This window comes from Mesorhizobium sp. LSHC420B00, from assembly GCF_000503055.1.
GTDB lineage: Bacteria > Pseudomonadota > Alphaproteobacteria > Rhizobiales > Rhizobiaceae > Mesorhizobium.
Window position 1 is genome coordinate 140,875 of record NZ_AYVY01000005.1, and the last position, 12,713, is coordinate 153,587.

The following is a 12,713-nucleotide window of genomic DNA, read 5'->3' on the forward strand; positions in this document are numbered from 1 at the left end:
GGCTTATTTCTGGGCCAGCAGCTTCTTGAACAGATCCTCATCGAACGGCGAATAGATGTAACCGTCAGCCGGGAAATCCTTAGCCCGGGCGAGATATTCGTCGACGTTGGAATTGTCGATCACCGGCAGCGGGATCTTGACGAAAGCCGGCACATCCTTGCCGTCCAGCGCCTGTACGGCGGTGTAGGTGGCGAAAGCGCCGAGCCAGTTCGGCTGCATCGTCGCCCAGCTCTTCAAGCCCTTTTCCTTCCACAGTTCGAGGAACTGGCGCGCATTCTCGCCGGTGATCGGCACCTGGTCGCGACCCTGCTTGTCGAGCGCGAGCACGGCACCCGCCGACAGAGCGCCGCCGAGCGACAGGATGCCGTCGATTTCGGGATTGGCGAAAAGCAGACTGGTGACCGCTTCCTGGGCGGGCGCGACATTGTAGGGCGTGTTCGTTTCGGCAAGCACTTTCACATCGGGATGAGCCTTAAGCTCGGCATCGGCGCCTTTGCGCCGGTCGTCACTGACCGAAACGCCGGCTGGGCCATTGAGGATCAGAATTTTGCCCTTGCCTCCGATGGCGTCGATCAGGAACTTGGCCGCCTGATCGCCCCACTGTGAGGAATCGGTGTTGACCTTGGCGGTCACCTGGTCGGTGTCGACGAGGCTGTCGAAATTGATGATCGCGATGCCTTTGGCGCAGGCGTCCGCCAGCACGCGCGCCGGCGCGGTCGACGAGCCAGCGATCAGGATGATGGCATCGACATCGGAATCGATCATCGACTGGATCTGCTGAATCTGGACGTTGGCGTCGCCTTGGGCGTCGGTCACGACGAGCTTGTCGACCAAGCCTTGCTTCTTCAAAGTTTCGACTTCGGCTTCGATCGTGCCCTGTGTCTGCTTCATCCAGGTCGGAACTGAATAGATGTTGGCCCAGCCGATCGTATACGGCGCCTTGCGGTCGCCCTTGATGCATTTAGCGGCGGCGTTGGCCTGCGAACCGGCGCCAACGCTGAGGAGAAGACCGAGGCAAAGGGCGCTGGCGGATGCGAAAAACGATGATTTGGTCATGATTGTTCCCTTCTGAGGTTATGCCTGGACGTGCGGGGTCGAGACGAGAAAACCCGCCGGTTGCCGCATCTCGGAAACCGCCCTTTTTCTCGTCAGGACTCTCTGCGCCTGGCTCTTTATTGTCCGATATTCCAGACAAGAGGCCTGTATATCGGACAGATGGGATGCTAGACTGAGCCTTGACATCTTTCAAGCGTCTTGAGACGAGGGCCGAAATGATTTTGCGCGGGGTGCGGCCCACATGAGCGATGGCGTCACTGGTTTGATCGAAAGGGAAGTCCGCGCCGAGCCGCGCAATGGCGAACGGCGCCGCGGGATTGACCGCGCCATCACGCTGCTTGAAGCGCTTCTGCGGCAGCGCGCGCCGATGCGCGTCGGCGATATCGCCAAGATGATCGGCGCGCCGCGTTCGACCACTTATGAGATCGTCAACAGCCTGCTGGAAGCCGAAATGCTCGAGAACGTCGGGACGGAAGGCTATGTCTATTTCGGAAAGGCGATGCATCTGTTCGGCTGGGCCTACTCACATCATAATGCCCATTATCGACGCATCATCGAAACCCTGGACAGACTAGGCGCGGAGACGGGCGAGACCGTCCAACTGTGTGGCCTGCGCGGGAACAAATACGTCGTCCTTGATTGCCGGGACTCGCCCGGCCCGTTCCGGATTTCAAGCGATGTCGGAGTCGAGGTGCCGATCCCGTGGACGGCGTCCGGAAGGCTGCTGCTCGGCCATATGAGCGCGCAGGAAATACAGGACTTCATTCCGCCTGGCGACTACAAGCTTCCCGACGGCCGCGTCATTGCGCCAGCCGAGTTCTTCGGCGATGTGGCTCTGGCGCGCCAGCAAGGTTTCAGCGAGACCGCCGCTCTGGCTGACCGCTTCACCTGGTGCATGGCCGCGCCCATCCGCGATGGCGACGGGGCCATCAACAAGACGCTTTGTTTCGTGTTGCCCGTCGACACGCCGGAAGCCAGGCGCAGCGAATTGCTTGCCCTGCTATGCGAGCGCGCCCGTGGATTGTCGCTGGCGGGAAGCTAGTAAAAATCGGCGCGCGAAGGTTCGGGATAGGCTCCGCTCGTTCAGCCGCAGCAGCGAGGCCGGAACCGGTATTCCGGTGGGTATGGCAAAGGCGGCAGCGCGCTCCCGCGACCACCTTTGCCCACAGTCCGCAGCGTGCCAGCACCGCAGAGTGCACGCGATGATACCGGTGCCTGGGACGATAGTGTCCTGAAGGTTCTGCAAAAAGTTTTGGAGAGAGAACGGCGCTTGCTCTGAAGGGCGAGCGGCCATGGCNCGATGATACCGGTGCCTGGGCCGATAGTGTCCTGAAGGTTCTGCAAAAAGTTTTGGAGAGAGAACGGCGCTTGCTCTGAAGGGCGAGCGGCCATGGCACGGTGGTGACGTTGCAATCACCGATTCCCGTGGAAGGGGAAGTGCCATGACCAATCGAGAAGTTAAACTGAGCAGGGGCGAGTTGAAAGCGTTGCTGCTGTCGGATGAGGACGGCTTTCGCCAGGTATTGCAGACTGTCGTGCAGGAGGCTCTGGAAGCCGAGATGACGGAGGCGATCGGGGCCGAGAAAGGCGAGCGGACGGCGGAGCGGGTGAGTTACCGGTCCGGGTATTACGAGCGCAAGCTGGTGACGCGGGTTGGGGTGCTGGAACTTCGCGTTCCGCAGGATCGGACGGGCCGGTTCTCGACGGAGTTGTTTGAGCGCTATCAGCGTTCGGAGAAGGCCTTGGTGTCGGCGCTGGTCGAGATGTACGTACAAGGCGTTTCGACCCGCAAGGTGAAGGCGGTGACGGAGGAATTGTGCGGCCACTCTTTCTCGGCCTCGACGGTGAGCGAGGCGACGATGCGGCTGGATGAGGCGCTCAAGGCGTTCTTCACGCAGCGGCTCGAGGAAAGCTATCCGTATCTCATCTTGGACGCGCGCTATGAACGGGCTCGCGAGGCGGGCGTGATCGCCAGCCAGGCGGTGCTGGTGGCGATCGGCGTGGATTGGGAGGGCCGGCGCCAGGTCCTGGGCGTGGAGCTGGCCAACCGGGAGAGCCATTCGAGCTGGCGCGAGTTCGTGACGGGGCTCAAGAATCGCGGGCTCGCCGGCGTCGAGTTCGTCGTCTCCGACGACCATCCGGGGCTCAGGGCGGCAATCCGCGAAGTGCTGCCCGAAGCGGTCTGGCAGCGCTGCTACGTGCACTTCCTCAGAAACGCGCTCGACTACGTGCCGCGCAAGGTCGACGACGATTGCCTGATGGAGCTCAGATGGTTCTACGACCGGCGCGACCTTGCCGAGGTCAAACGCGACCTGGCGCAGTGGATCGCCAAATGGCAGGCCAAATACCCGAAGCTGGTCAACTGGGTGGAAGACAACATCGAGGAGACGCTGAGCTTCTATCGGCTGCCGCTTGCCCACCACAAGCACATGAAGTCGACGAACATGCTGGAGCGGCTGAACCAGGAGATCAAGCGGCGCACNCTGGTCGTTCGCATCTTCCCCAACCCGCGGAGCTGCCTGCGGCTGGTTCGGGCATTGGCGGTCGAGATCCACGAGAACTGGCTCGAGGCGACCCGCTATCTCAACATGGATCATCTGCGCGAGCACAAGAAGGAGAGCCTGAGAGCATTGGCCGCCTGAGCACCGCCGTGTGTCCGCCGCTCCGCTAAACACGGGGGCTGCGCGGCGGACACGCCGACGTCACAGCTACTGCCACGCCATTTTTGCAGAACTTGACGCACACAACTCCTGGGACACCTCGTCCGGCCCGGCCACAACGCACTTACCGTCTTCATTGAGCGTCGTTGATTGCTTAGACAACGGGACGTTCCAATTCCGCCGGATCATCCATCGGCGGGAGCGGCGGCAATGGAAAGCAAAGCTCGCCTATTACCTGAACGCCCACGCCAAGCACACTTATCTGTTCGAGGTCGGACGTGCTGGATGTAGAGCCGGTTGGCGCCTGCATCAGGAAGGGACCCAGAAACGAGACGGCGTTTTGCATCGTCGTGCGGGCTTCGGCGGTCCACGAGCCGCTGAATTCCACGTTACGAACCAGAAGCAGGCCCTGAGGCAGGCAATGCGCATAGGTCTCGTCGGTCGAAGCCTTGATCATGTCGCCGCGCTTCATTCCCGGTACGTACCAATCCTCCTCGTCGACGAGGTCGGGATGCCACCATCTCGTGCCGGCGATCCGCCGGGTGATGGTGAGCATGCAATACTCGAAATGCACATGCAGTTCACTGTCCGAGGTAGTTACCTCCGTTACGACCGGGTTTTTAATGAGATCGTGAAGCTGGATTGTGGCCAATCGGTTCACGAGCGAGGTGTCCAACTGCATTTGCGTGCTGGAAGCATTTGGCTGCTCTCTGGGCGGCGAGACGTGATCTGCCTCGGCTGTGAAGTGTCGCCGGGCAGCGCGAATTCGACTGAATGTTGGCAGGGTAGCGGCCAGCGCCCGGGCGTGGAGCGGCGAAGCGGTGAGGCCACCCAGATGGTTCGCGCTGAACTGGCTCAGATTGACCGCGGTGCTTGCTGCATCCTGGATACCGAGAAACTCGACTGGCTGGGTAGCGTAGTCCGTGAGATGTGGCTGCATGCGCAGCTTTCTGACCGCTTCAACCCTTGGCACAACAGCTAATTCGGCGGCAAATGCCTTGCGCCGTTCGACCGCCTCGGAAACTGCGGTGAGGTTCGACACCACCTCTTTTGTCAACACTCGCATCTTCCATAAGTGGGGATTTGCCTTAATGGCGCCGGGTGTCTCGGTCGTGGTTGCGGTAGTGCGGGATATCCTTTGATCGAAGACATGCCAGGCCGTGCAGCTGGGCTCGGCGAAATCTGTCGGCTCGCAGCTGAATGGCAGCGCATCGGGATTGTCCCCGATATCTTTTCGTGCCTCGGCAACCATCGCGGCGATGCGCGCATAGGAAGGAGCATCAACCGGAACCCCCGGTTGCGCCCATGGGATCATCGCCAAATAGGCAGACTTGGCGGTAAGACTGCCGACAGACGAGGCGGAAACGGAGGAGGCATCGGACCGTTTCAGCCATAGCGGGTAGTCGTACTGGTCTTCCAGCCACTCCGACAGCCGCAGCGGATTGGTCACGCCATTTTGCACGATGCCATCGGCTAGCGCCTGCCCCGGATGAATGGCAAGCGCCAACGACGGGTCATTGTTGGGGTTGTAGGTCGCGATTAACGTGTCCACCACTTGCTGGCCAAGGATCGCGAGCTGATCGCTGTTCGTGCTCACAGGGACACCTCAGCCTTGCGGAGCAGCGGGCGCGTCAGCCGGTATCGCAGGCGCTCCGGCATTGGCGGCTGTCGCAGGGTTGGCCACGACTTCGGCGCTGAGTGCAGGGTCGTCCTTGCGCGGTGCGGCCGGCTGTATCTGGCCTACCCAGCCGACGATCTGCGAACCGAAAAGTTCAAGCGTTCCACCGTGTTCATTGCTGCTGAAGGAAAAACCCTGAGATGCATCGTGCTGGTTGCTGAATGCGCCGCTGCTGTCCGAATTGGAATGTTGGACCGATCCGCCGATACCGCACCAACCAACCTTGCCGCCATAGGAGGTGGAGCTGCTTTCCGTGTGTCCGCTAGCGCTGTCGACGGCGCTCTGGAATGCGCTGCCCATGCTGCCCCAGGAATTAGCGGTAATCTTCACGTTTCGAACAATCAGAAAACCCTTCGGGATCATCGGGAGCAGCTTGGGCACGTCGCCGATCTGACCTTCGATGGTCCCGTCGCTGATCGCATTCTTCTTCTGACCGGCGAGATACCAGCCGTCCATGTGGAAAAGGTCGCCAAGCAGCCATGGCCGTTCGATGCTGGCCATGAACCACTCGAATGTGACAGTTGCCGAAGAACTGCTGTCCTGATGCGACTGCCAGGAGGACTGGTCGGCATTCCAACCGTCGTTGTGGCTGGTCTCGCTGTGCGATGCATTGGCTGAGGCGCCGAAACCCAGAACGCTGTAGCCGACGCTGCCCGATGTTGATGACGACTCGTTGTTGTAGAAACTGTGTCCGAAGCTGTGTTGGCCGCCGCCACCGCTCGCCTGGTACTGTTTCGATGTGGCGGTGATTTTCATCACCCCGAAGTCATGGTTGGTGTGATCCCACCAGGAGACCGGATCGATATACGACCACGGCACCTTGATTGCCACGGCGCCACCGAGACCAACGCTATACTCGTCGTACATCTTGCGGGCCTTGGCAATCAGGGCGGCCGCGGCGCTGCCGCCGACGGACTGAAGGGTTGCAATCGCGTCGTCGATCTGTTGCCCGCCCATATCCTTGAAGTCGTTATAGGCTTGGTCGACGGCGTTCTGGTATCTGGCGCTGGTGACCGGCCATGCCTGTCCCTGGATAGGATCGGACATGGCTTGGGAGTAAGCGAGCGCGAACTCGCTGCGTGCATCTGCCAGCACCTTCTGGTTGTGTCTGTAGGCGGTGTGGCGCGGCGTATAGCCGGTAAAATTGCCGTCGGCATCCATCAGATACAATGTCTTCTGGGCATCGGCGATGCGTTTCTTGATATCGGTCGAGGGCTCAGGGATCGGTTCCGCCTGCATGCCGGCCAGGGCTGTGAAATACTCGATACTGACGGTTCGCTGGGGCCACGACACCGCAACCCCCTTGTTGGTGACCATCAACATGTCGTCAACCCGTTGAGCCGTGTTGAAGGCGCTGCTGATCGCCAATTGCAGCCTGGGATCTGGTGCCGGCATTGCCGCCAGCTGACCGGCCGGCGTCGCGGGCGTTCCGGCAGAAGGGGGAGCGGGTGGTGCTGAGAAAGCGCCCGTGGTGGAAACCGCGCCGTAGGCGCTGCCGCCGGCGGGCGTCCAGGGATTGGCATACATCTTCGGGTCGATCGGCTGGCCGACTGGAAGGTGCATGTAGACTGCCGAGCCAGACGGCGTGCCGTCGGGATTCACAAGCTGGGCCGCAACGGCGGTGTGTATCTGGTTCAGCGCGTCAAGCAGTGCTTGCGTGATGCCGCCGGTGACCTGAAGATCGTTACCAGGCATGAGAACTCTCCTTGTTTGTTGCGGCGTTGGACCATGGATCGTCACGCGGACGGGGAAAGACCAACGTCAGATTGCGGATGTGCAAGGCCCGCGCTCCGTCGATCCGGGAGCCCTGGCCCAAGAGCAAGTTACGTCTCGTTCAGACATCGGCCGAGCAGACAATCACCAGGTCAGGAATGCCCTTGCCGGGCCCAGCCGCCTCCTTGGCTGCCGAGCATCTCCCAGCCGAAGTCTGCGGCTGTGCCTTCCGGGCACGCGTCACTAGGGCGATGGCTTCCCGCGGACCTGTGCCTGTGACAAAACCCGTGAGTGTCTGAGCCGGCTAGGCATCGACAAGGTAATCGTGATACAGCGAGTGGATACTCCGGCCATTGTCGCGGGCCTGCAGAATTCTCTCCCATAGTCCGAGATGAACCTCGCCGGGAGCGCCTTGGTGGACCACTCCGTTGAGGAACCGGATATGCCGGCGAATGTTGTCGTCGAAAGAGAGGCCTGCCGTGCGAATGTCATCATCGCCAAGCCCCTCGTCGAAGCTTCCGCCTTGCAGCTCGTCCCTGACATGACCGGACACCGCTGACAGGAAGACTTCGAAGCTGACGCCTTCCGGCAGCCCGCCTGCGGTCTGCTGGACGTTGTAGAAGTCTCTGCTGATGTAGTCGTCCTGATTGTTCTCGTCGAGAACGTGGTTCATAATCTGCCAGGTCCGGTCGCCAGCTTCGTCGGCCGAACCCTCGAAAAGATTTAATATCCGGTATGCTCTATCCTGCCATGTAGACATGTTTTGATCCTCATCGGGCTGCTTGCATGCGCGGTTTCGCGAGCGGGGTAGCCCCTCGAGGGGCCGGACGAAGCGGTTGTTTGTTTTCGACGGATTGAGTTTCTCTGACCGCAGCTTACGGATGGCTTACAGATCGAAATTTTTTGGATTCATTCGCTCTGGAAGAAACCACACGCAAGTGGATTGCATCGAAAGCCCGGTTCCGCCGGTCTATCACCCGCTCGCAGCGCGAGTAGTCTTGAACGCCGCTGGGGACACGCAGGTACGCTGCCCAAGCGCAGAGTCTATCGCTCCGGTCTCTCAGTGTTTCCGATCCCGGATTGCTGGTTAGACAAAACCGCCCCGCACACGATCGACCTGGGATTGCCCGTGAAGTTATCGGGCCGTGCAAAGAAGAGGTTCGGAGCACGCTGGCAAGACGCAGCTCACGGATGGCTTACGGGTTTGGGCGTTCAAGATCTCAGATACGGACGCACCAGCGTGCGGATCACGTGTGAGGATTTGTATTCCCCGTTCGCTCCAACCGCCCTTTCGTAGCGCGAGAAGTCGTCTACAGCTGCGGCAGGATCACTGCTGGACAGACGTTCCCTGATGAGGGCTTGGTACACTCTTTCCGAATCTGGGTAGTACTCGAGTGCTCTCAGATAGGCTTCTCGCGCCCGGAAACCTTCTCCGGCATTCTCCCAATGTCTTCCGACGTTGATCGCCAGGTCGATATAGCCGTCCCGAACCTTGTCGGCCACCGGTATCGCCCAAGACGGAAGAGAACCCGGTGACAGTGGCGGGCCGGGGAATCTCGCCAGAAGCTGTTCCTTTTCGGGGGCTGTCGTATCCCCTTTCCTGGAAAGACCGCGGTTGAGACGGGCTTCCCAATCAGCAAGGTCGACCCACACCTTATCCGGGGGCAGACTGATCCGCCCCTCCCTCTGGACGATGAAGTCGCCCTTGCCGAGCGTCTTGCGCAGGCGGTGAAGGGCTTGCTCGCACGCCGGTTTGGCTTGATCCCCGTCGAGATCGGGCCAAAGCCAGTCATGAATGCTTTCGAGGGGACAGGTCTGGTCGCGCGCCAGGGCGAGAACCCGCAGGATATCGAGGGCACGCGTCGGCGATTTCGATCCGAGATCGAATTGAGTTCCGTCGAGCTCGATCCTGAAGCCGCCCAGTACAAAGATCTTCAGTGGCCATGGCCATTTAGCAGGCCGTCTCATTGGCGGGACGAGACGCCGCGTCTGAATGACCGAATGGCAGAGATCCGCTTCAATTCCGCGGTCAAGTGCATCCGCCAGCAGTTCGGCGAGGAGATCGGGCAGGTTGAGTAGGATTGCAGACGGGTTGACGGCCCTCAGGGCTGCCATGAACTCCGTCAGTTTCTCTTCATAAGCGGCTCCGCCCCTCCATTTCTCTTCAAAAGCGGCAGCGGCAAGAATGCAAATCTTCACCCGTTCCCGCGGGCCGCCGTCCAGCCGATCGACGACATCTGCCAACAGCGAGGCGGCCTCAGCCGGTCTTCTGTCGGCGAGAAGAACCTGGAATTTGGTGACATAATGCGGCCAGCGCTCGACCATCGGCTCGTTCGCCTCTTCGATCGCGGTCATGAACGTGTCGCAATCCCTGTAGGCTTCGACGAAGCTGCCTTGCCGCGCATGCATGGCGGCTCGGCAATCTGCGACTACGGCCACCTGAGTTGTGAAGCGGCTGTCCGCGATTTCGCCGAGCCTTGTCACGAGATCTGCGAAGCCGGCGAAATCATTGCGCAGCTTGAGCAGCAGCTGGAGATGGTAGAGACCGCTGAACTCGACGCTTTTCAGGGCTTCCCTCTCGCCCATCTCGATTGCCTTGCGAAGGGCGTCTTCGGCCGAGGCATATGGAAACCCGCGCCTCGAGAATGAAAAATACCTGCCGCTGGCGGCGCCGAAAGAGACCAACCACATGCCAAGCACCCAAGGCGTCACCTTCGGGTCGTTCAATTCGGAAGCGACGCTGTCGACCGCCTGTTCGAAGATGTCCTGCCGCCCTGACCAGACCGCATGATCAACAAGGGCTTCACTGGCAAGCAATCTCAGGTCAACCGGAACTTCACCAGTCGGATTCGACAGCTGTTGCAGGAGCTCGTCGGCGATCTTCACTCCTGCCTGTGCGGTCTCTTCGTCGGCCTCGCCGTAGTCAACCGCGCGCAACATGCCGACACCAACCAGCATCCGCTCTCTCGGGACAAGATCGGGTTGCCTCCCGCGAAGGATGGCGGCTGCCCTTCGCGTCCACCCGTCCAGGCCCCCGTGCGTCCGCCAGCTGCTTGTCTTTACGAGCACGGCGCGGATTACGGTCAGCCACTGCCCCCGCAAATCGCCGTCCTTCTCGAACGCCTCCCAAGCCCGTGAGAACCATCGCTCGGCTGCGGCGTCGTCAGGAACGTGAGCGGCCCCGATCCAGTGGAGAAGCCAGCCTTCCAGTTCTTCAGCAGGAAATCTGGTGCCCCATTCGATCAAGGTAGCCCTGCGGCCTTGGGACAGCATCGCCTCGGCGTGCTCGATGACCAACTCGCGGGCAAGCGGCCAGGCTTCTGCTTGGAGAGCCATCGATACGGCAGCGTCGACCAATCCTGCGTCGCGCAGGACCCGAGCTGCCCTTTCGCGCAAACTTGCCTGCTCTTCCGGCGGCAGCCGCGCTTCGAAGAGCCTGGACAGGTAGTCGCGCAGGAGGTCGTGGAACTGGAATCCTCCGCCTCTGAGGCCTGTTCGGGTGACCAACAGCTGCATTTGAAAGAGCCGCTCCAGCACCGGGCCGCCGACTCTGGGTCCGAGCAAGGCGTCGGCAAGACCGGAATTGATTTCGGGAAGCAGATTAAGCTTCAACAGGGTGTTCTGGTCGTCGCCTGGAACGTTCTGCAGGAACAGTCTGCCGACCACCTCCTGGAAATTTCCCTGCCCCAGAGGCATGGCGCTCATCAACTGTGGGGTACTTGATTTCTGGTTGGCGATCATGACCAGGCCGACCGCCCACCCCTTGGCGGCGGCGACCTCGATCCCCTTCTCATGGCCTGGTTCCCTGAGACCGACGAGGCAGCGTGCTTCGTCCTCCGAGAATTCCAGTGCCGTCTGGCCGATGACCGGCAGCTTGCCTGCGAGCGCGAGTTCGGCCACGCCCCCACCAGGCAGTGTACGCGATATGCAGATGCACCGGACCGTGTTGGGCAATTCCCGCAGCAGGACAGCCAGAATTTCGCGGAATTCTGGTGTATCGGCACGGTGAATATCGTCGAGGACGATGACCGTGTCCGGCACCATCTGCGCCAAGTAAGCGCGGAAGAACAGACGCGCGAATGCAGCAGCATCCTCCGCATATTCGGTTCCGAAAACAGGAAGGCTGAGTTCCCGCGCCCCAGGCGACATCGCCAGATAGTAGAACAGCCGGGCGATATCCTGGTCCTCGTCATCGACGCGATACCAGACATGCGGAGCCCGCTTTTCCTGGAGGTAATCGATGACTGCGGTGGTCTTCCCGTATCCGCCAGGGGCAGCAATCCAGCACATGCCGGATTCCAGGCACCTGTCGACCAGTGCAGCAATGCGCGGCCGCCGCGAGATTCCCGCGGGTCTTGGCATTGAAAGTTTTGCTATCGTGCCGCCGTGCACCGCCGCATCCAGATCCACCAGGCTGCACTCTTATAGCAGATGATGGGCCGGGTGCGCGTCATTTCAGCATGTAAGCCAAACGTAAGCGCGGCTCGGTCACTGTCGGCATCGTTCCAACTCATGGAGGAAACCATGCCGACCGCAACCGTTCAAACCATCTATTGTGTCCAGCCCGCCACCGGAACCGACTTCGCGGCCAACCAGGCGCTAGTCGACGCCATCATGGGCCTGACGCCGCAATTCATCCAGAACGACTTCGCCGGCAGCCTGCTGCAAGGGATCAAGTCACTGCCAAGCGTTCTTGGAGCGATCGACGCCATACGGGCCGATCCGGACAACCTGTTCATCACCACCGGGACTGAAGGCAATGTCGATGACGCTGTCTGGCCCTCTCCCGGAGCCACCAGGGAAGTCAATGCGGACCAGTCGTTCGAACCTGGCCTCGTGCTGCCGTTCGAGTATAGCCAGAATCTCTCTCTTTGGGATGAAGACGGCCCTCTTAATGGCAACGATCCACTCGGCTCCGTCACCATGGACAAGGAAGAACAAGGCATGGGTCCAATCGCCAAGATCGCCCGCTCAGCGATTGAGGGTTCGGCCTACTACGTCATTTACCGGATTGACTGACCGCGCGACAGGCATCGGGTGATGTCCACGGTCGCCGACAACACCTCAGCGAGCAGAAAGCAGCGGGCCGTGACCACCCCGTAAGCCATTCGTAAGCTCGGGCAGGTGAGCATTCCGTCTCGCAACAAGTTGATGGAGCAATGACCATGCGTCCCTACTCACTGAACATAAGCCGCATCAAATGTCATTCGACGAACGATTATACAGGTTCTGACGACCTTGTTGGAGTGATGGGTCCTGTTCGCTTCCCGATTGGATCCTTCACTCCGGGAAACGACTACAATCTCGACATCAAACAGATCGTTCCAGCCGGTGAATTCTACCTTAATATTATCGAGACCGACCTTTCAGGCGATGACGAGATAGGGATGATCGACCTGTCCGCGATCATGGATTTCCAAACCGTGAAAAACGTGCAGGGCGCGGATGCCAGTTACGACATCACCATCCTCGTCCAATCCGTATCAGACTAGCTCTAGCATGCGCGATCCGCACTCGAAGCAGGATCGCGCCTGCTCCGCCTTGGATGTCTGGTGCCTCCGGCGAGGGTGGCCTCTCCGCGCCAGGAACTGCTCCGAACTCAAGCT

Annotated in this window: 9 protein-coding genes; 4 read left to right on the forward strand and 5 right to left on the reverse strand. The window is 60.5% G+C overall.

What is annotated here, in order from left to right; translation table 11 throughout:
* Positions 1-3: 3 nt before the first annotated feature.
* Positions 4-1,056, reverse strand: coding sequence for a substrate-binding domain-containing protein (locus X760_RS51060; RefSeq protein WP_031193806.1), 1,053 nt, complete (start codon positions 1,054-1,056; stop codon positions 4-6).
* A 241-nt stretch (positions 1,057-1,297) separates the two neighbouring features.
* Between X760_RS51060 and X760_RS51065 the strand changes: the two genes are divergently transcribed.
* Together X760_RS51065 and X760_RS51070 are read left to right on the forward strand one after the other, a co-directional pair.
* Positions 1,298-2,098 carry an IclR family transcriptional regulator gene (locus X760_RS51065; protein WP_023718474.1) on the forward strand — a complete coding sequence of 267 codons (801 nt, stop codon included), beginning with the start codon at positions 1,298-1,300 and terminating at the stop codon, positions 2,096-2,098.
* A 400-nt stretch (positions 2,099-2,498) separates the two neighbouring features.
* Entirely contained in the window at positions 2,499-3,698 is a 1,200-nt protein-coding gene (locus X760_RS51070; RefSeq protein ID WP_023718475.1) for an IS256 family transposase, read from the forward strand.
* Between the two features lie 172 nt (positions 3,699-3,870).
* On the opposite strand, the gene X760_RS51075 is transcribed toward X760_RS51070, so the two are convergent.
* The 4 genes from X760_RS51075 to X760_RS51090 form a co-directional block, all read right to left on the reverse strand.
* A complete protein-coding gene (locus X760_RS51075; RefSeq protein WP_023718476.1) occupies positions 3,871-5,313 on the reverse strand; it encodes a hypothetical protein in 1,443 nt (480 codons plus the stop codon).
* A gap of 9 nt (positions 5,314-5,322) precedes the next feature.
* Entirely contained in the window at positions 5,323-7,134 is a 1,812-nt protein-coding gene (locus X760_RS51080) for a hypothetical protein (protein WP_156948049.1), read from the reverse strand.
* 277 nt (positions 7,135-7,411) lie between these two features.
* Complete coding sequence (locus X760_RS51085; protein ID WP_156948050.1) at positions 7,412-7,780, reverse strand: hypothetical protein; 369 nt, start codon at positions 7,778-7,780, stop codon at positions 7,412-7,414.
* 539 nt (positions 7,781-8,319) lie between these two features.
* Complete coding sequence (locus X760_RS51090; protein WP_156948051.1) at positions 8,320-11,397, reverse strand: hypothetical protein; 3,078 nt, start codon at positions 11,395-11,397, stop codon at positions 8,320-8,322.
* Between the two features lie 234 nt (positions 11,398-11,631).
* Between X760_RS51090 and X760_RS51095 the strand changes: the two genes are divergently transcribed.
* Positions 11,632-12,126 (forward strand): hypothetical protein, encoded by a 495-nt coding sequence (locus X760_RS51095; protein ID WP_031193811.1) that lies wholly within the window; start codon positions 11,632-11,634, stop codon positions 12,124-12,126.
* Positions 12,127-12,266: 140 nt separating this feature from the next.
* Positions 12,267-12,599, forward strand: a complete 333-nt coding sequence (locus X760_RS51100) for a hypothetical protein (protein WP_023718481.1) — start codon at positions 12,267-12,269, stop codon at positions 12,597-12,599.
* Positions 12,600-12,713 lie beyond the last annotated feature (114 nt).